The sequence below is a fragment of the Rheinheimera soli genome (genome assembly GCF_031457405.1).
Lineage (GTDB): Bacteria > Pseudomonadota > Gammaproteobacteria > Enterobacterales > Alteromonadaceae > Pararheinheimera > Pararheinheimera soli_A.
This window is the reverse complement of sequence record NZ_JAVDWR010000020.1, coordinates 19,986-40,656: the sequence shown is the minus strand read 5'-3', so window position 1 is coordinate 40,656 and position 20,671 is coordinate 19,986. Positions and strand designations below refer to the sequence as shown.

The window sequence follows — 20,671 nt, the reverse complement described above, 5'->3', positions numbered from 1 at the left end:
CAGAGGCATAGCTTAACTATAGCCGCCTGTAATAAACCTGCAGTCTCAGGCGTACGATCCCTCTTAGAAAAAGCTTTTCTTTCAGTGCCGGATCCGGCCAGCTTTTTTTTTGCCGCCAAGGTACACTCTGTTTAGTTTCTGCTGATGAGTCTTCGCCATGCTGGATCCCTTAGTCTGCCAACAAGCCCGATTATCGCGTGACAGCCGTTTTGATGGCCTGTTTTTTATTGCGGTAAAAAGCACTGGTATTTATTGCCGCACTATTTGCCCGGCAAAGTCTCCGGCTGAACATCAGGTGAGTTATTTTTCCTGCGCAGCAGCGGCAGCATCAGCAGGTTATCGGCCTTGTTTACGTTGCAGGCCCGACAGTGCGCCACAGTCGCCCGCCTGGCTTGGCGTGGAAACCAGTGTGCGACGGGCGTTAAAACTGATAGCAGAAGGTGCTTTAGTGCATGGCGATCAGGCTGCTTTAGCCTCGCGCCTTGGCATCAGCGAACGTTATTTACGTAAGCTGTTTCAGCAGCATTTAGGGGTTGCGCCCAAACAATATGCTTTGTATCAACAAGTGCTTTTGGCCAAGCAGCTGTTGCATCAAAGCCAATTGCCTGTGCATCAGATCGCCGCTTTATCTGGTTTTCACAGTATCCGGCGTTTTAACGATGCCTTTAAGCAGCAGTTGCTGTTAAACCCAAGCCAAATTCGCCGTAAAAAAATGACAGGACACTCTTCAGTGATTGAATTACAACTTAGTTACAGGCCGCCTTTAAACTGGCAAGCTCAGCTGGATTTCTGGCGTCAGCGTACTCTGGATGGCATGGAGTGGGTAAAAGATGATGCTTATGGCAGAACTTTTAGCTGGCCTACCGCAGAAGGACTGGTGCATGGCTGGTTTGAGTTAAGTCCGGTCAAAGAAGGTGTGATGCAGTTAAAACTGCATTGGCCCAGCCAGCAGGAACTGACCTCTGTGCTGCAACGTATTCGCCAACTGGCCGATTTAGATGCCAATATGCCACAGATAGAACAGCAGCTTGTACCAGTTTTTGGTGACTTTCTGGAGTCTGGTTTACGGCTGCCTGGTTTATGGAGCCCGTTTGAAGCAGCTGTACGGGCTATTTTAGGTCAGCAAGTCAGTGTGCAGGGAGCCCGTACTCAACTGAACCGTTTACTGGCAGAATTAGCGGAACCATTGGCTGATGATCCAGAGAAAAAACTGTTCCCAACACCGGAAGCTATACGTCAAAATGAGCTTTTAATGCTTAAAGTGCCACAAGCCAGACGCGATACCTTAAAACAGCTGGCCGCTACTGTGATCACTGAACCACAAAGCACACCGGATGACTGGTTAAAACTCAAAGGCATAGGGCCATGGACTGTGGCCTACAGCAAAATGCGTGGCCTTGCCGATCCGGACATCTGGTTAGGTGGTGATTTAGGCGTGCAAAAAGCTTTAAAACGCCATGGTGATATCACCCCAGAGCAACTGGCTCCCTGGCGCAGTTATGCAACCTTTCAGCTGTGGTTTAGCTTATCCCGCCCTGCAATAGCGGAGGAAACCAAATGAAACAACTGCAATTTCCAACGCCTTTAGGACCTTTGGTTGTCACTGCCACTACCAAGGGGATTGAGTCCATTTTATTTCGCGACGCTACAGAGGCACCGGATCACAGCAAGGATATGTTACTGCAGGACTGCAAAGCCCAATTTGATGCCTATTTTGCCGGCACCTTGCAGCAATTTGATTTGCCCTTAGCCGCCATTGGCACTGAATTTCAGCAAGCGGTCTGGCAGCAACTGAGCAGAATTCCTTTTGCACAGCTGCGTAGCTATAGCGATATTGCCCAAGCGCTGAATAATCCAAAAGCAGTAAGGGCTGTAGGTGCAGCCAATGGCCGTAACCCGCTGACCATTATTGTGCCTTGTCACAGAGTGATAGGAGCCAATGGCACTTTAACAGGCTATGCTGGCGGATTAGAGCGCAAAGACTGGCTGCTGAAACATGAGCAAACTACAGCTTTGGCTCTGGGGTTGTTCCAGTTGGAGGCCAACTGAAGGTTCAAATTTTTCGAACACTCAAAGCAAAACTATCCGCTATTGTTTCGATAAAGGAGCTGTTTTAATAGACCTATCAACAGCTAACAAATAGGTGAAGTCATTATGACAGCCCGTACTTTAAAACAACTGATCCCTGCCATGCTGGCGTCTGACGGCGCTGGCGTAAAAATTAAACGTAGTCTGGGCCAAAGCCAGGCGGTGCGACTGGACCCGTTTTTAATGCTGGACGCTTTTGGTTCAGACCAGGCCGATGACTACATCGCAGGTTTCCCGGCTCATCCCCATCGTGGCTTTGAAACTGTCACTTATATGCTTGATGGTCATATGCTGCACGAAGATCATTTGGGTAATAAAGGCCATTTAACCAGTGGCGGTGTGCAGTGGATGACCGCAGGCCGCGGTATTATTCATTCAGAAATGCCGCAGCAGGAATCTGGCCTGATGCGTGGTTTTCAGCTGTGGATCAATTTACCTGCCGCAGAAAAAATGAAAGAGGCCGCTTATGTTGATATTCCGGCCTCCGACATTCCGCTGGTAAATTTAACAGCGCAAAGTTTTGTCAAAGTCATAGCTGGTGAAACAGAGCTGGATGGCAAAACGGTGCGTGGTCCTATTTTTGGCTTATCGACTGAACCTTTATATCTGGATGTACAGTTAGAAGCAGGCCAAAGCCTGACTTTACCTGTCACAGTGGGCCACAACGCTTATCTTTATCCTTTTGAAGGCGAAGTGTTTGTTGAAGGTTTAAAAGTCGCCAATCATCACGGAGCAGTATTAACAGATGGCGACAAAGTGACAGTCTCAGCACAGGGCACAGCGCGTTTTATCCTGTTAGCAGCTAAACCCATAGGCGAGACTGTGGTGCAATACGGTCCTTTTGTGATGAATAAGCCAGAGGAAATTGAGCAGGCTATCCGTGATTATCAGGCAGGAACTCTGACCAATAATCAGCAAGCCAAAACCATAGCTATTCATAAATCAATCTAATGTGGGGGCTGTGGTTTATCCACGCCCGCCTATTGTTCGGGTGTAATTAATGAAGGGCAGATGCTATCATCTGCCCTTTCTAATTTTGAGGATCGGCAGATGCAACTTGTGGGTATTATCGGCGCTATGGAGCCGGAAATTGCAATTCTAAAAGCTCAACTAAGCGATATGACCAGCGTCAAACTGGCAGATTATGAGTTTTATCAGGGCCGTCTGGCCGATACCCATGTTGTATTAGTGCAATCAGGCATAGGTAAAGTCGCTTCAGCTGTAGCGACAACTTTAATGATTAGCCAATTTAAACCGGATTGTGTGATCAATACGGGATCAGCAGGTGGTTTTGATCCTGAATTAAATGTAGGTGATGTAGTCATTTCATCTGAAGTTCGGCATCACGATGTGGATGTCACAGCTTTTGGTTATGAAATAGGCCAGGTACCTCGTATGCCAGCGGCTTTTACGGCGCATCCGGCCTTGATTAGCGCGGCAGAACAAAGCATTACTACCTTAGGTTTTTGCAAAACGAAAAAAGGCTTAATCACTACGGGTGATGTTTTTATGTGTCAGCCTGAGCGTATTGCCAAAACCCGTGCTGAATTTCCCACTATGTTAGCAGTGGAAATGGAAGGCGCAGCCATAGCTCAGGCTTGCTATCAGCTCAATACACCTTTTGTGGTGATCCGCAGTTTAAGTGATATAGCAGGCAAAGAGTCGCCTACTTCTTTTGAAGCTTATTTAGAAATCGCCTCTAAAAACAGTTCAGCCATGGTGCTGGAACTGCTGAAAAACCTGAAAACGGTTCAGTTAAGCTAAATGCCGTATTGGCTGGACGATCTTTCGGCTTATCCACTGGTACTGCTAAGCATTTGGTTGCTTGGCAGTCTGGTTCTTTTGCCGCAGGATTATCAGCCTTTAACTTTTTTCCGCATTTTTGCGAAACAGCTGGCCGCTAAAGTTCATCCGGATCCAAACAGAGCCAGCAGTCAGCAGTTAATTTCCGGCAGTTTAGCTTTAGCTTTAGTGATCTTACCTACGCTCGGCTTGCTGGCTCCTTTATACTGGTTATCGGACTGGCCTTTGGTGCTGGATGGTCTGCTGCTGTATTTTTGCCTGGATTTTGTTTATTACCGCCAGCAAAGTCACAAAGTAGCTTTGGCTGTCAGTCAGCAACAAAACAGCAGAGCCAAAGATTTATTACAACCTTTGGTGTTACGCCAAACTCAAAGTTTAAGCAGTACTGGCTTATGCAAAGCCAGTATCGAAATGTTATGGCTTCGCACGGCCAAGCAATGGATAGGGGTCAGTTTCTGGTTTTTAATCGGTGGCGGTTTAGCTGCTGTGGCTTATCGTTTGTTGCTGCTGTGTAATCAACAATGGAACGATAAACACAGTAATTTCCGCTATTTTGGCCGCCCTGCCTCTTTATTAACCCAATGGGCCAGTTTTCCCGCCAGCCTGATCACAGCGCTGTTGCTGGCTTTGCTGACTGATATCACAGCCGCTGTGCGGCAATGGCGTCAGGCAGCTAAGCTGAACCTCTGTTTACCACATCTGCTTATTCTGGGGGCTTTGGCTTCTGCCTTGCGGGTGAATCTGGCTGGCCCTGTGATCTATCAGCAACAGAAAAATCAGCGCCAACGGCTTGGTCCAGCGCCCTTACCTCAAGTAAAAGATATGCTTGGTTCACTTAAACTGAACCGGCAATTCCAGCTTTATTCTGCCCTTCTGGTATTTATTTTCAGCTTGTTACAAAGCCTGTGGTTTATCTATTAATAAGCTTGCTGTTTTTGTAAATTTCTTTGGAACTATGCTGGACTTTGTAACGTCATTCACTGTATTTTCTTATGCTTCTCGCACCAGATTGACACCTATAACAATAATAACCCGACCTTCAGAGGAATAGTTTTGCCTGTTTTAGCCTTATTGCGCTATGTTTGTGGCCTGTTGCTGCTTTGTTGCCTTTGCAAATCTGCAATGGCTGCACCGCTATTGCAGCCATTAACACCAGATCAAAACTTATCTCAGGGTTCAGTCAATGATTTGTTACTCGACCGCCAGGGCTTTTTATGGATAGCTACAGATGCGGGTTTAAACCGCTATGACGGCTATCAAAACCTGCTGATTGGTGCAGACTCCCCTCAATTACAAAGCCTGGCTTTTACTCAGTTACTACTGGATCCAAAACAAAGATTGTGGGCTTTGGCGCCACGTTCAGGCTTATATATTTTTGACCCACTGAAAGCTCAGTTGTTTTTACATGCCTCCTTACCCGGTACTGCCACACTGCAAAACCGTTTCGTCAATTTAATACAATCCGATGACGAACACTTGCTCCTGAGCAGCAGAACAGAGCTATATAGTTATCAGACAGACAACAGCCAACTGACTGTTTTAGCCAGGTTGGCTGATATAGCATTAGCAGATGCCAATATACGTGTACTGCTGACCACTCCGGATTGGATACTGCTGGGAACCAGTCATGGCTTAGTGCTGTATGACAAAACAACGAAACAACTGCAGTTGGTGCCTCATTTGCCCCAAGGCCAGTCACTGGACTATCAGCGCCATGTTAAAGCTTTACAAATTCAGGATCAGCATCTGCTGGTAGGTACTGTCGAAGGCTTGTATCAACTGGAACTGTCGGCCATAAAGCGGTTTTTACAAACAGGGCAAACTCCGGCAAGCAAAGAGCTGATTGCCGGGCCTAATGTCTGGAAAATTAAGATCCAGTCTGATCATTTATTAGTGGCGACAGAACGTGGTTTGTTACGTTATACACCAGAGCAAAACAGCACTGAGTTGGTGCTGAAATTCAGTGAAAGTAATTTTAATTTATCTGACGACAATATAGTGGCTTTGCAGGAAGACGGTCAGGGTGGTTATTGGCTTGGCAGTCGTTTTGATGGTGCTTATTATTGGCATCCACGCAGCAAAGCCATTCGCAATTTCAGTCGTACAGGACCTGATGCTTTAAGTAATGACAAAATTACTGCCATAGCTGAAAAAAGCAGGGAAGAGTTGTGGTTGGGTAGTCGCAATGGCCTGAACTTATTAAATCTGGAAACTCAGCAGGTTCAGCATTTTCTGGTGAACCCGGATCCAAAAGCGGTCTGGCATACCAGTACTATTATGAATTTGTCGATGGATAAAGCCGGTGACCTATGGTTTTTATCCTCCAGTGGCCTGAACTATTTCTCCAGTCAACATAAAAAGCTGCAGCAAGCCCCTGTCAGAGGGCCGGAAGAACAAGCCGTGCTGAACACAGCGCGGCCCGGCAGTTGGCTTAACCAGCAACAGCCTTTTTATCTGCTGACCAGAGAAAGCTTTTATCTGTACCAGGTCGGAACAGGGCAAGTAGAGGAACTCACAGCATTAAAGCAAAAGTTGCCTGCCAGTGAAGTTCGGGCTGTTTTAGGCACATGGCCAGGCCAACCAGACTGGCTGGTATTATCTGCTTATGAAAAACTCTGGGCTTACAATGAAAAAACAACAGAGTTAAAGCTGTTGTACCAGGCAGAAGTAAGTACAGCTTTTAGTATGCGTTTTGCCGATCAGATGGCTTTGGATAAAAACAATACCTTATGGTTCAGCGCTGCAGATATAGGTTTGCTGGCTTTTGATGCGAAAACTATGCAGCTGAAACATCATTTTCACAGCAAAAATAAACTCAATACCAATGTGGTTTATGCGGTGAACCGCGATCAGCTGGGCCATATCTGGTTTTCCAGCTTGCATGGCGTTTCTTCGTTAAATGTCGATAGCCTGCATATAGAACAATTCAGTAAAAAAGATGGTTTAGCCAGTAATGAATTTATCAGCCAAAGTAGCCAAAGCTTAAGCAATGGCGAGATGGCTTTTGGCTCCATTCGCGGAGTGAACCTGTTATCGCCGGCTCAGTTAACAGAACCCAGACGTAAGCCCCGTATTGTCATTACTCAGCTGGACTTATTGTCTTCGCCTATCGAAAGCCCGCTGACCGATTTATCAGGTCAGTTTTTTAGTTTGCCTTATAACAGCCAGGGTTTAACCATCAGTTATTCCAGCCTGAATTTCAGGGACAGCGGCAAAATGCGTTACCGTTATTGGCTGGACGGCCCACAGCGTTTAGTTTTTCCGGAGCAAAGCTCCAGTTCGGTGATGTTCCCTCAACTGACGCCGGGCGATTATCAGTTTAATGTAGTGGCTGTATCCCCAGTGACAGGCCTTGAAAGCGAAGTAGCAACTCTGCGCCTTAAAGTAGAACCTGCCCCCTGGTTGAGTTATTGGGCCTACATGGCTTATGCTTCAGTTGCCCTGATTGTGATGCTGTTTTATTTGCGAACCCGACAAAAACAGCAACGTATGCTCAAAGTGGCTCATGCCAAAGTGACGGCCAGTGAACAGCGCTTAAAACAAGCGCTGGACTCCATCGACAGTGGCGCCTGGGAATGGCATGCCCGCAAAAACATTATGTTTGCCTCCCGTATTCACAGCATGTTGGGTTATCAGGAAGCGCTCAATCCGCTGGCGATGAGCCAACATTTATCTTTATTGCATCCGGAAGACAAAGACGCTTATCAGCAAGCCTGGCTAAAACTGATGCAAACGCCGGATAAAACCTTTGATCATACCTACCGTATGCAACATAAAAATGGCAAATGGTTGTGGTTCCGCGACATAGGGAAAGTGGCCGAAGTGGATGACGAAGGTCAGCCAGAACGGGTCATTGGTACCTTTAGTAACATTACCGAAACCAGAGCGAACCAGGAAAAAGCCCGGCTTTTTGGTGAGGCTTTCCAGCAAACCCGTGATTGGGTGGTGATTTTAGACGCCAGCCAAAGAGTCATAGCTGCTAACCAGTCTTTCGCTGATGTCTTTGGTTCTGTCGATCAGTATCTGGTCAGCCCAAAAACTCATCATCTGGGCATTAGCCTGCAACGTCGTCGTTTTTACACCTCTTTATTACGGGGTTTAACCGTCAACCAGCACTGGCAAGGTGAAGAGCTGGTGCACACCCCTGACGGCAAAGAGCGCCCTGCCCTGATTAATATCAGCGCTATAGGTGATGTGGATAAGGTTGAGTTTTTTGTACTGGTGTTTACCGACATCACAGCGCAAAAAGTAGCAGAAGAAGAGTTACGTTACTTAGCCAGCTACGACTCATTAACCGGCTTACCTAACCGCACTTTGCTGATGGATCGTATTCAACATGGCATAGATCAGGCTAAACGGGCTAAAAAATCTCTGGCTTTGTGTTTTATCGATCTCGACAAGTTTAAGCAGGTCAACGACTCTTTAGGCCATGATGTCGGCGATCAATTACTGCAGGAAGTCGCCAGACGTTTGCGTGCCACCTTAAGAGAAACAGATACCATAGCGCGTTTGGGTGGCGACGAATTTGTAGTACTGCTGGAAAGCTATAAAAACGATGACAATATCAGCCATGTAGCGCGCAAAATGCTGCAGTCTATTGGCGAGCCTATGCAGTTAGGCACCCATACCGTCAGCGTATCGCCAAGCATAGGTATAGCTGTGTATCCGGACGACGCCACGGACGCCAATTCGTTATTAAAACATGCTGACGTTGCCATGTATCATGCCAAAGATTTGGGCCGGAACAACTTCCAATTTTTTATTGCCGAAATGAACGAAAAAGCCCATATGCAACTGGCAAAAGAAACCCAGTTACGACAAGCCTTTAAAGATGGCGAATTCATTAACTATTACCAGCCTATTGTCGATTGCCGCAGCCAGTCCGTAATAGGGGTTGAAGTATTAATGCGCTGGAGTCATAAAAACACCCTGATTCCGCCAACCGAATTTATTCCTATGGCAGAAGATTTACGCTTAATTATTCCTATGACGTTATCGCTGCTGGAAAGGGCTTTGGTCGATTTACAGCAATGGCGCCAGGCCGGATTAGATTTGTATTTGTCGGTGAATTTATCCACCAGTCACCTGGAACAACTGTCCCTGGCGGAACATACCGAAAAGCTGCTGCATAAATACCAGTTGCCCGCCTCTTGTTTGCGTTATGAAGTGACCGAAAGTGCGCTGATGCGCGACCACGAAAAAGCCATTACCACTATGCTGGCGCTGAACCAACTGGGCATTCAGCTGGCGTTGGATGACTTTGGTACTGGTTATTCGTCGTTAAAATACTTAAAAGAGCTGCCAATAGACGCCATTAAAATTGACCGCAGTTTTGTTAAAGACATTGGCATAGATCCGGATGATGAAACCATTATCGAAGCCATTTTGTCGATGGCAAACAGCTTAGGTATGAGTTGTGTCGCTGAAGGTGTAGAAACTGAACAGCAACTGGCCTTTTTCAGCAGCCGCCAGTGTTATCTTATCCAGGGTTATTTATTTGCCAAACCTATGCCAGCCATAGAATTGATTAACTGGCTGCATAGTGAACACTTAAATTAAATTATTGATAAACAAAAATATTTTTTCTCAGCCTTGCCCTAAACCACCTCATTTCACCCTCTAATAGACTGTAACCAGCTGATTAACAGCTGCTGACACTTGACGATGCTGCAATGCCAACTATGTTGTATTTATCAGAGGAACTGAAAATGCAAAAAGTGGAACAGCTGCACTTATTACCTTTCCGTCTAGGTGAACATCGCTTGGCTATTCCGGTTGCGGAAGTCATCAAAGTATTGCCTGCAGTGTTGTGGACTGAATTACCAGGCAGTCCTTTGTCTGTGGACGGGGTTATTAGTGTCAAAGGTATGCTGCTGGCTCAGGTTGATTTAGCGCGCTGCTTAGGTTGGCCCTCGCCGCAACTGCAACTCTGGCGACCATTGATCTGGTTAAAACTGCGAAATCGTCAAATAGTGATCCCTGTGGACGAGGTCAACTCAGTGATCAGTTACGATCCACAGCAACTTATTTCCAACACTGATCCACAGATCAACAGCAATCAACTCAAAGGTGTTATTCAGACAGAGCAAGGTATTTTGTTAATTCAGGATATCGAACAATTGTTGTCTGCATCAGACGAGCTTCTGCTGCAAAATTCTATGCAGGCATCACAAAACAGGGAGCTGTTGCCGTGAACATCCCCATGGAGTGGATCAGCCACATTATGACCAAAGCCCAGCAGCATTTTGGCGCCAGCTATCAGCCGGATCAACACAGAGATCTGCTCAGGCGTCTGCAATGGCGTGCTCAGGAATTAGGCATAAAAAATACCAAAGCCTGGTTGCAGAAAGCAGCGCTTAAGCAGTGGGATTCAGAGTTAGCACAACTGCTGTTACCTGTCTTTACAGTGGGTGAAACTTATTTCTGCCGCGACCCAAAAGCCACACAATGGCTGATTGATGAATGGCTGCCGAAACGACTTGCTGTAACAACATCAACAACCAGACTAAAGATTTGGAGTGCAGGATGCTGCAGTGGTGAAGAAGCTTATAGCATGCTGTTTCAGCTGTCAGAAGCGCTGTCACAGCAAAAGAGTTCATTATCCCTGCAGATTTGGGCAACGGATCTGAACCCGGCTTTTCTGGCCAAAGCCAAACTTGGCATTTATAAAGCAGCATCATTCAGAAACTGCACACCGGAGTTTAAACAACGTTATTTTGACGAGATCGACACTACAAGCTGGCAAGTCAAAACTGAATGGCGTAATTCCATCCAGTTTATGCCATTTAATTTTCTGGACAGCACACCGCCTTTTGCCGATAGCTTCGATTTAATCCTTTGCCGTAATGTGCTGATGTATTTTTCGTCGACCCAGGCAGAACAAATAGTCCAGCGTTTTTTACACCGGCTTGATGCCGATGGACTGCTGCTATTAGGTGCTGTAGAAGCAAGCCTGGCGACTCAGTCCTGCCACTCAGGTTTTTGGGCAGCGGACAATTATGCGGTTCCGATGCAAACACAAGCTGCCGCTATTCTGGCCACGCCATCGATTAAGCCTGCTACAAAAAAAATAACAGCAGCCAAAAAACAAAGCGGCTTTCCAGCAATCCGCCCGCTTGCACCTGTAGTTCCATTGCAGGAAAAGTTATCGCCGAAACAGCTGTTATGGCAACAGTTGCATGAAGCGCGTCGTCAGGGGCAACCTGCTGTTGCACAACAACTTGCCTTACGCTATTTCGAATCAGGCCCTTTATCATTGCAGGAGCAACAACAGTACCATCTGGTGCAGGCGCAAATTTGTGCTGATTTACAACTCAGCAGCGAAGCAAGAAGCTGGCTGAACCAGCTATTGGATTTACACCCTGATTCAGCACAAAGTTATTTATTCTCAGCGCAGTTATATATCCAGCAGCAACTTCCCGAACAGGCTTTTACCGCACTGCAAAAAGCACTGTATCTGGAACCCGATCTGATCATTGCTCATTTGTTGCGTGCCCAATTGCTGTTGCAAACGGAACAACGCCCAGCAGCGTTAAAAGCATTAAGGTTATGTAGCCAACTGTTGTCTTCTTACGCCCCTGATCAGCAAGTCCCCTGCTCGGACGGTTTAAATGTGCATCAAATGAATTTGATCTGTGATCAACTCGCCAAGGAGCTGTCGGTATGCCTGCATCCCTGAATCCGGGTCATCAGTTCGACTGGCATCAGATCAAGCAGCAGTTAGCAGAGCTGGAACTTCAGTTGGATAACCAATGTAGTGCCGAAAATGAACGCATAACCCAGGCACTACAAAAAAGAACCGCAGCTTTAGCAGAAAAGCCTGCAGAAGGTAGTTTGCAGCTTGTTGAAGTACTTCGATTTGATATAGGTACGGAACGTTATGCCATTCACAGTACCTATGTTTCTGAAGTACTGCCCATTTATCAAATCACGGCTTTATTTGATTTACCTGCCTATATGGCTGGTATTTGTTATGTCAGAGGCCGGGTTGTTTCAGTGCTTGATTTACGCATCTTATTTCAATTACCCGGGGTTGGCTTAACCGATCGGAACATGTTGGTGTTGCTAAAAAATGAACAGATGGAATTTGGATTGCTGGTCGATGTCATTATAGGGATCCAACTTCTGGATTTAACGGGATTAAACAAAAGCCTGCCTAATCTGGACCCTATACGTCTGCGTTATCTGCAAGGAGTGACCAGGGATCAAACCATATTTTTAGATGGACACGCCCTGCTTACGGATCCCGAACTAATTATCAGCCAGGAGTTTAAATAATGATCAGGTACTTTTTAAGTTTACGCATAGGAAGCAAACTAATGCTGGCGTTCCTGCTGTTGATAGCGGGCTGTGGAGCTACCTTGTATCAGGGTTTTCTAACTTTGGACAGGTTTCAGTCAGAACTGGATTCCACCAGCCGTCGCTTTGACCGCATCTCGGATATTAAAGAGCTCAAAGCCAATATGGCGGTGCAAAACCAACTGGTTTTAAAAACCATTATTCAAAAAGCCGCAGCCCAAGGCGCCGATATTCAGAACATTGAAGATTTACAACAAAAAAATACAGCTCTGTTGCATCACCTTCAACAAGGGCAAGGTAACAAAGATGAAGTGAAAGCATTGATCTCTGCTATCCAGAACGCCAGAACTGAACACCTTCACTTCTTCCAGACTAATGTATTACCCAGTATCAAAGCGGAGCAATATGACCAGAGCTGGCTGCTGATGTCTGAACATGGTACAGAGTTAACCAGCAACATAGAGAAAAAAACCGATGAGCTGGAGCGTCTGACTGTTCAGCTCATGCAACAAAGCCTCGAAGACACCGGTCAGGAGTTTGCAGCATTAAAACAACGTTTAGTATTTTTTTCGTTGCTGATGGTTGGAACAGGTATTTTGCTGTCCTGGCTGTTAAGCCGGCATATAGCTTTACCTTTAGCCAGCCTGGCCATCATGGCAGAACAAATAGGTCGTGGAGAAATACCGAAAGAAGTCCCGCACAATGTAAGACGTGATGAAGTCGGTCGTCTGTCATTAGCTTTTGCCACTATGAGCAAATATTTACGCGAGTTGGTACAGGAACTAAACGAAAGCACATCGGTTTTGGCCACTTCAGGTGAAGAAATACTTGCAGTCACTAATCAGGTTGCCACCAGCACTCAGGAAACTGCAACAGCTATCAGTGAAATCACCACCACAGTGCAGGAAGTAAAACAGACGGCCACTATTTCCGGCGCGAAATCTCAGGAAGTGATGGATAGTGCAGAAACCACCAAACAGGAGGTGCAAAGCGGGCGCGTGGCCGTTGAGGAAACTTTACTGGGTATGGACCAAATCAGAGAGCAAATGCAGGCTGTTGCCGACAGCATAGTCCGGCTGGGAGAACAAAGTCAGGCGATAGGCGAAATAGTAGCTTCAGTTGGCGATTTAGCAGAGCAGTCCAACTTACTGGGAGTCAACGCTTCTATTGAAGCGGTCAAAGCAGGAGAAGCAGGTAAAGGGTTTTCTGTGGTTGCACAGGAAGTCAAAGCCTTGGCTGAGCAATCCAAACAAGCCACGACACAAGTCAGAACCATATTAGGTGATATACAAAGAGCCATGACCAAAGCCGTGTTACTGGCCGAACAAAGCAGTAAAACAGTAGAACGTGGCTACGAAAGAGCACAACAGACAGGTGAAGCCATTCAGGCCCTGAGCAACAGAATAGATGAAAGCTCCGGAGCAGCGATGCAAATTGCTGCCTCCAGCCAACAGCAAAAAATTGGCATGGATCAAATAGCTATTGCGATGGAAAACATCCGGCAGGCCAGTCAGGACAATGTGGTAGGAGCTCGCCAGGTTGATCTGGCAGCTAAAAACCTGAATCAGTTGGGTTTAAAACTAAAACAGCTGACTATGAAATTTACTCTCTGAGGTTGCGATCAGCATGGACCGTGAAGCGTTACAAAAGTTACTGCTCAGCAGTTTCAGACAAGAAGCTGAAGAACGCTTGCAGCTGCTCGCTGATCAGTTGTCCGGCTGGGAAGAAGAAAACACCTCAGAGGAGCAGGTCGAAGACTTGTTCAGAGAAGTACACAGTCTCAAAGGTGCTGCCAGAGCTGTAGGACAAAATGACACAGAACAACTGTGTCACCACTGGGAAAGTTTGCTCGCTGCAGCACGCAAAAAGCCGGCACTGCTCTGTAGCGCTAATCTGGAATTATGCCGTCAGGCTTTGACTATGGTTCGTTGCCTGAGCCTTGAGCAGCTGGTGGATATTCAACAACAAACAGAGTTGAAAAAAAACCTTGAAGCCGCAGCCAAAGGACAACAATGGCAAGCCCCCTCTTCTGCCGAACCGCCAGATTTAGCCAGCAACAGAGCCACAGCTTCTGAGCCGGAAAGAGTGAAAGTCAGCAACCATAACTTAACGACTCTGTTGTTTCTTGCCGAAGAAGCACAGCAACTGAAACAGGACAACATTGAATACCATAAACAGCTGAAGCAGGTTGTGTTGGATATAGAAGAATTACGTAAAAAGCAAAGCCAATCCGGGCTGCACTCCGACTGGTTCAGCAGGCTTTTATCCGGCCAGGAGCTACAGCAAAAGGAACAAAAGAGGGAATTACTAAATTATGCCGACTGGAGTCAGCAACATATGGATCAGCTGTACCATACAGCCCGCAAGCTGCAAAAAAGTTCAGCCCGTTTCTGCAGAGACTTAGTACAATTTTCAGATAATTTTTACACAGGAGTTCAATCTGTACTGCTGGTTGCTGGCTCAGTGCTGTTTGCCGGATTACCTGCTATGGCACAAGATCTAAGCCGCCAGACCGGTAAGCAACTGGAGTTAGAGTTACAGGACAATAACCTGCAGATTGATAAACGTATTATTGATGAGCTGAAGCCTGTGCTGCTCCACCTGGTGCGCAACGCTATCGATCATGGTATTGAGTCTGCTGCTGACAGGTTAAGTAAAGGAAAAACAGCCAAAGGTAAAGTTGTGCTGGCGTTAAACCAGAATTCCGCCGATCAATTTGAACTGTGCATCACAGATGACGGTCAGGGCATAGATATACAACGTCTCAAAGCTGAGGCTTGTGCCAAAGGTCTATTCACAGAAACAGAACTGCAGCTGATGTCCGAAGCTGAAGCTCTGGCACTGGTGTTTCATAGTGGCCTTTCAACCAGCGCTTTGATCACTGAAATCTCAGGACGGGGTTTGGGAATGGCCATAGTCCAGGACATCATTGAGCGTCTATCTGGTCAGATAGAACTTCAGTCCGTAGCTAATCAAAGTTGCAGCATCAGGATCTCTTTACCTGTTAGTTTATCTACCTTCCAGGCGCTGTTTATCCGTTGTGCTGACCGGACTCTGGCATTGCCTCTGTTTGCAGTAGAGCGCTGTATCAGGCTCAAAGAAGAGGACATTCAGTATGTTGAAAACAGAGCCACCTTAGCCGTTGGCTCGCAGGTGCTGGCGTTATGGCAATTGAGCGATGTACTGGAGCTGGCAGATACAAAAGTCAAAACTATGGCCTGCCCTAATGTGGTGATCCTCAAAGTCAGAGGTGAATCCTTCGCTTTGTCTGTCGATACTGTGCTTGGTGATCGGGAAATCACTGTCAAGGCTTTGGGGCCACAACTTAAGAAAGTCCAGTGTGTGTTAGGTGCAACTTTGATGGGTGACGGACAGCTCATCCCCATTCTGGATCCAACAGCTTTATATCACAAATCAAAACAAGTACATACCGGAGCCCAGGTCAGTGGTCAGGCCCAACAAAAATCGAAATGTATTCTGGTGGCTGATGACTCTTTTACGTCAAGAGCTTTGCTTAAATCCATTCTTGAAACTGCTGGCTACCTGGTTATGACGGCTAACGACGGTCAGGAAGCCTGGAATCAACTAAAACAACAACAATTCGATTTGCTGGTTTCTGATGTCGAAATGCCAAAAATGGACGGATTTCACCTGACGTTAAAAGTACGAAATGATGCCATGCTTTCTTCGTTGCCTGTCATTTTAGTGACAGCCTTGCAAAGCCCGGATGACAGACAACGTGGTCTGGAAGCAGGGGCTAATGCTTATTTAGTGAAAAGCGGTTTTGAACAGGACAGTTTGCTGGACAGCATACAGCGGCTCATCTGAATGGAGTGAAGTGATGCATATCTTAGTCGTAGACGATTCAGCTGTAGCGCGCCTGCTGTTGAGCACTATATTTATCGAGGCAGGACACCTGGTCACACAAGCTTCCAGTGGCTACCAGGCGCTTGAGTTGTTACAACAACATAGCCCGGATATAGTGACTATGGATGTGCATATGCCCGGACTCAATGGTTATGAAACCATAGGTCGTATTCTTGAACTCTATAACCTGCCCATCATTATATTAACCGCCAGTGCAAACGCTAAAGCGGCCACCACGGCGATACAGGCGTTGGCCGCAGGTGCACTTGCTGTTCTGGAAAAACCTGTTGGCCCAACTGTACCGGGCTTTGAGCGTCAAATAAACGATCTGTTACGAACCTTGCGCCTGATGTCTGAAATTAAAGTGGTCAGGCGCACCCGCTCTACTGCCACACTCACAGCCCCTATGGTTCAACCACCATCACCTGTCACCTCACCTGCGGTTATTGCCATAGCCGCTTCTGCAGGTGGCCCGGCGGCTTTAAAATTGCTGCTCTCAGAGCTGGACCCGAAGATCCCATGGCCTGTGATACTGATCCAACATATAGCTGCAGGTTTTTTAGACAGTTTTATCGACTGGCTACAGCAGTTGTCAAAGCTGAAAGTAGGAGTTGCCTGCCATGGACAGGAGTTACAGGCTGGACATATTTACCTGTCTCCGGAAGGTTTCCATCTGGAATATGATGCCAGGCACAGGGTCAAACTAAGCCTTGCCTCTCCTTCGGATCTGAATATCCCGTCAGCGGATCGTTTGTTTCATTCGTTAGCACAACATATGGCCAGAAAGGTGATTGCAATTCAGTTGTCTGGTATGGGCCAGGACGGAGCTGAAGGAATAAAAGCTGTTAGCCAGTCAGGCGGGCTTTGTATCATCCAGGATCCGGAAACTGCTTTAATAGACTCAATGCCTCAGGCGGCACTGCGTTTAGCTGCCCCCCACTGCGTACTTAGCCCTCAAAAAATTGCGTTTTTTATCAATGATTTGCAGCACAGTAAAAGGCAATCCTTATCACAGAAGGAGTCTGAATGATGTTTAATGAAGCGAATGTTCTGATTGTGGAAGACAGCGCAACTCAGGCGGCAGAGCTGCAATTTTTATTAGAGCAGTCAGGTTGCACTGTATGGGTGGCCAAAAATGGAATTGAGGCCCTGGAGATCCTGCAACACCGCACTCCAACAGTGATCGTCAGCGACATTGTGATGCCAAAAATGGATGGCTATCAGTTATGCCATAAAATAAAACAATCAGATAAAACCAAACAGATCCCGGTTATTTTGGTGACTGCACTGGCGGATCCCAGAGATGTGGTCCACGGTCTGGCCTGTGGCGCAGATAATTTTATTGTAAAACCTTATGAAGAGCGTTATTTGCTGTCACGTATCCGCTATTTCCTGGTCAATCATGAGCTACGCGCCCATGAGCGGGTTCAAATGGGGTTTGAAGTATTGCTGGAAGGCGAGCGGCATTTTATTACTGCAAGCCGGCAACAAATCCTCGACTTGTTGATCTCAACCTATGAACAGGGGGTCCGGATCAATCATGAATTAAGAACAAAACATGATGAACTGGCCCGCTCTAATTCCTTATTGCATTCTTTATTTCATTTCACCACTGGTATTACCGGCCAGCAAAAGGAAAAAGAGCTGATCGATGAAGCATTACAACGGGTGTTGGAGTTTCCTGATGTAGCTGCAACCTGGTTACTGATGCCTGATAAAGACAAGGAAGACAGCTTAATGGTCGCAGGCCATTCAGGTTTAGATCAGCTCATGCAGCCTCTGACTGAGTTAGATTGCATCAATCAATGCCCTTGCCACCATGCCATATTCAGAGACAAAATCAACCAGCCGGCAGACATAGATCAATGCCCTCTGTTAAAGCAAAGCTATCCCCAAAGGTCTCATGCCAGCATTCCGCTGTTGATCGGAGGCGAAACCATAGGTTTACTGAATGTTGTGCATGACAAAGGTATGGCCTGGTCAAAAGACGCATTGGATGCATTGGCATCCTTAGGACGTCAGCTCTCTATGGCTTTGGGCCGTGCCCGGCTTTTTAACAGTATGGAAATACTGGTGGAGGAACGCACCAAAGCTCTGGCGAACAGTGAATCCATGTTACGTAATGTGCTGGATAATTTACCTGTCGCAGTACTGGTTGCTGATCAGAATGGCAAATTGATTATCAGTAATCAGGAATTCCGTCAGATAGCAGATGGCGTGGTCATTCAGAGTCTGGATCAGGCAGGTCAGTTACAACATATACAGCAAGACAGCAGCAGTCACTGCGACCCGGGTCACTGGCTGTTACACCAAACCTTGCATCAACAAAAAGCCTGCAGAAATATACTGTTAGATGTGAAAACGGATCAACAAAACATCCAGACGTTACTCAGCTCAGCTGTGCCCTTTTTTAATAAACAAAATCAGTTACAAGGGGCTATTGCGGTTATGCAGGACATGACAGAGCAGCGGCAACAAGATTTACAGATGCGTATCCGAACCAGAGCTATAGAAGCCAGCATCAATGCTGTCATTATTACCGACAATGAAGCTGAAGATCAGCCCATTGTTTATGTCAATCCAGCCTTTGAACAAATGACTGGTTACACCTCAGCAGAAGTGCTGGGGAAAAACTGCCGACTTCTGCAAAGCCAGGATCGGCATCAACCCGGTCTGGACTCCATTCGCAGGGCCATCAGAAACAACAGTAAAGGCAAAGCTGAACTGTTGAATTATCGTAAAGATGGTTCGTCATTCTGGAATGAACTCACTCTTGCCCCCGTCGTCAATGACAGGGGCCATACCAGTCATTTTGTCGGCATATTGCGGGACATTACTGAAAGTAAAAACTACAGACAGGAGCTGGAGCATCAGGCCAATTACGACAATCTGACTGGCTTACCTAACAGAAATCTGCTCAACGACCGGCTGCAACAGGCTATCGCTTATGCTAAACGTCATGACCAGCAATTTACCCTAGCGTTTTTGGACATCGATCACTTTAAAGTGATTAACGACAGCCTTGGTCATACTGCCGGAGATGAGTTGTTGCAGCAGATTGCGGAACGTATGAAAAGGCAAATACGGGATACAGATACCATAGCCCGGCTGGGAGGAGACGAATTTGTTATTTTACTGACAGACAATTGCCCTTTATCTATTCATGTCAGACGACTGGAAAAGCTGAAACAGCAATTGATCCGCCCTGTTGTTATTGAACAACAAGAAATTGTGATTAGCTTCAGCACCGGGATCTGTCGTTACCCTATGGACGGAGATACCAGCGTTACTTTGTTACGAAATGCCGACACTGCGATGTACGAAGCAAAACATCAGGGACGTAACAGGATCTGTATGTTTAAGCCGGAAATGAACACTATAGTGCAACAACGCTTACAAATGGAACAAGCCATACGGCAGGGGTTATTCAGTAAAGAGTTTTTAGTTTATTACCAGCCACAGGCTGATTTAAGCACAGGCCGGCTTTGTGGCCTGGAGGCTCTGGTGCGCTGGTACCACAAAGAGCAGATGATCTCCCCACTGGCTTTTATTTCACTGGCAGAACAAAGTGGTTTGATCACTGAACTGGATTTTTATGTGTTTAACACTGTCTGCAGCCAAATCAGCCAATGGAAAAATGAGCTTCAGGGCGTTTCGGTTGCAGTGAACTTTTCAGCTTTAAGTTTTATGGATGCACAGTTTGTTCCCCGTATTCGCACCATACTGGAGCAGTATCAGGTAGAGCCTGACTGGCTCAAAATCGAAATGACAGAGAGTATTTTAATGCATGACGCAGATGAATCTCTGCTCAAAATGCAGGAACTCCGCTCCCTGGGCATTCACTTTTCTATTGATGATTTTGGTACAGGCTACTCCTCATTGGCCTACTTAAAACGTTTCCCTTTCGGACAGCTGAAAATTGACCGGAGTTTTATTAGCGATGTTTACACAGACCCTGATAGTGCAGCGCTGGTCCGCTCCATGATCTCCATGGGGCATAATCTGGGTATCACTGTGATTGCAGAAGGTGTTGAGACTATAGAGCAACTTGGTTTTCTGCTCAAAGCAGGCTGTGATGAAATTCAGGGCTATTTTTATTCATTGCCTTTGCCTGCAGAGCAATGCTTCCATCAACTTCAACACAGAGAACAGGCCCAGTTACCGCCTGAACTCTATGCCAATGGCCAACGCTGCTTGCTGGTGGTTGATAGTGAAACCAATATACTGCAGGCTCTGAAACGAGAACTGCGTCTGGAAAATTATAAGTTGCTGCTGGCAGAATCTGCAGCTCAGGCCTTAGATTTATTGGCTAAAAACAATGTAGACATAGTGCTGACCGATTTGCGGTTAGGAGATATGACAGGCATTGATTTCTTACAAAAAGTACGGGCTATCTATCCGGATATTATTCGTATGGTGCTCAGTGCAACCACCGAAATCAGTGGCATTCTGAAAGCCATCAATGAATGTGTGATTTACCGGTTTATTACTAAACCCTGGGAGCCAAATGAATTAAAACTACAGCTTGCTGAAGCCTTCAGGCTCAGAGCCATCCAGTTAGAAAATGAACAAATGAAACGGCAGTTACTCGCCAATGAAAAAAACAGAGGCTGAA

General features: G+C 46.5%; 13 protein-coding genes. All 13 read left to right on the top strand.

The window, feature by feature from the left end:
* Positions 1-157: 157 nt before the first annotated feature.
* On the top strand, positions 158-1,561 hold the full coding sequence (locus J2W69_RS18185) for an AlkA N-terminal domain-containing protein (protein WP_310281145.1): 1,404 nt from the start codon (positions 158-160) through the stop codon (positions 1,559-1,561).
* Entirely contained in the window at positions 1,558-2,049 is a 492-nt protein-coding gene (locus J2W69_RS18180; RefSeq protein ID WP_310281143.1) for a methylated-DNA--[protein]-cysteine S-methyltransferase, read from the top strand. The genes J2W69_RS18185 and J2W69_RS18180 overlap by 4 nt, the downstream gene beginning before the upstream one ends.
* 105 nt (positions 2,050-2,154) lie before the next feature.
* A complete protein-coding gene (locus tag J2W69_RS18175) occupies positions 2,155-3,039 on the top strand; it encodes a pirin family protein (RefSeq protein WP_310281141.1) in 885 nt (294 codons plus the stop codon).
* A 99-nt stretch (positions 3,040-3,138) separates the two neighbouring features.
* Complete coding sequence (mtnN, locus tag J2W69_RS18170) at positions 3,139-3,852, top strand: 5'-methylthioadenosine/S-adenosylhomocysteine nucleosidase (RefSeq protein WP_310281139.1); 714 nt, start codon at positions 3,139-3,141, stop codon at positions 3,850-3,852.
* Complete coding sequence (locus tag J2W69_RS18165; RefSeq protein ID WP_310281137.1) at positions 3,853-4,812, top strand: cobalamin biosynthesis protein CobD/CbiB; 960 nt, start codon at positions 3,853-3,855, stop codon at positions 4,810-4,812.
* A 201-nt stretch (positions 4,813-5,013) separates the two neighbouring features.
* Complete coding sequence (locus tag J2W69_RS18160; protein ID WP_310281135.1) at positions 5,014-9,450, top strand: EAL domain-containing protein; 4,437 nt, start codon at positions 5,014-5,016, stop codon at positions 9,448-9,450.
* Between the two features lie 149 nt (positions 9,451-9,599).
* Positions 9,600-10,085 (top strand): chemotaxis protein CheW, encoded by a 486-nt coding sequence (locus tag J2W69_RS18155; RefSeq protein ID WP_310281133.1) that lies wholly within the window; start codon positions 9,600-9,602, stop codon positions 10,083-10,085.
* A complete protein-coding gene (locus J2W69_RS18150; RefSeq protein ID WP_310281131.1) occupies positions 10,082-11,569 on the top strand; it encodes a CheR family methyltransferase in 1,488 nt (495 codons plus the stop codon). Before J2W69_RS18155 ends, J2W69_RS18150 begins: the two co-directional genes overlap by 4 nt.
* Complete coding sequence (locus J2W69_RS18145) at positions 11,554-12,168, top strand: chemotaxis protein CheW (RefSeq protein WP_310281129.1); 615 nt, start codon at positions 11,554-11,556, stop codon at positions 12,166-12,168. The genes J2W69_RS18150 and J2W69_RS18145 overlap by 16 nt, the downstream gene beginning before the upstream one ends.
* The gene (locus J2W69_RS18140) at positions 12,168-13,802 is read left to right on the top strand and encodes a methyl-accepting chemotaxis protein (RefSeq protein ID WP_310281126.1); all 1,635 of its coding nucleotides are present in this window, start codon (positions 12,168-12,170) and stop codon (positions 13,800-13,802) included. Before J2W69_RS18145 ends, J2W69_RS18140 begins: the two co-directional genes overlap by 1 nt.
* 13 nt (positions 13,803-13,815) lie before the next feature.
* Positions 13,816-16,017 (top strand): hybrid sensor histidine kinase/response regulator, encoded by a 2,202-nt coding sequence (locus J2W69_RS18135; protein ID WP_310281125.1) that lies wholly within the window; start codon positions 13,816-13,818, stop codon positions 16,015-16,017.
* Between the two features lie 13 nt (positions 16,018-16,030).
* Positions 16,031-17,086, top strand: a complete 1,056-nt coding sequence (locus tag J2W69_RS18130; RefSeq protein WP_310281123.1) for a chemotaxis protein CheB — start codon at positions 16,031-16,033, stop codon at positions 17,084-17,086.
* Positions 17,083-20,670, top strand: a complete 3,588-nt coding sequence (locus J2W69_RS18125) for an EAL domain-containing protein (protein WP_310281121.1) — start codon at positions 17,083-17,085, stop codon at positions 20,668-20,670. The genes J2W69_RS18130 and J2W69_RS18125 overlap by 4 nt, the downstream gene beginning before the upstream one ends.
* Position 20,671: the final 1 nt, after the last annotated feature.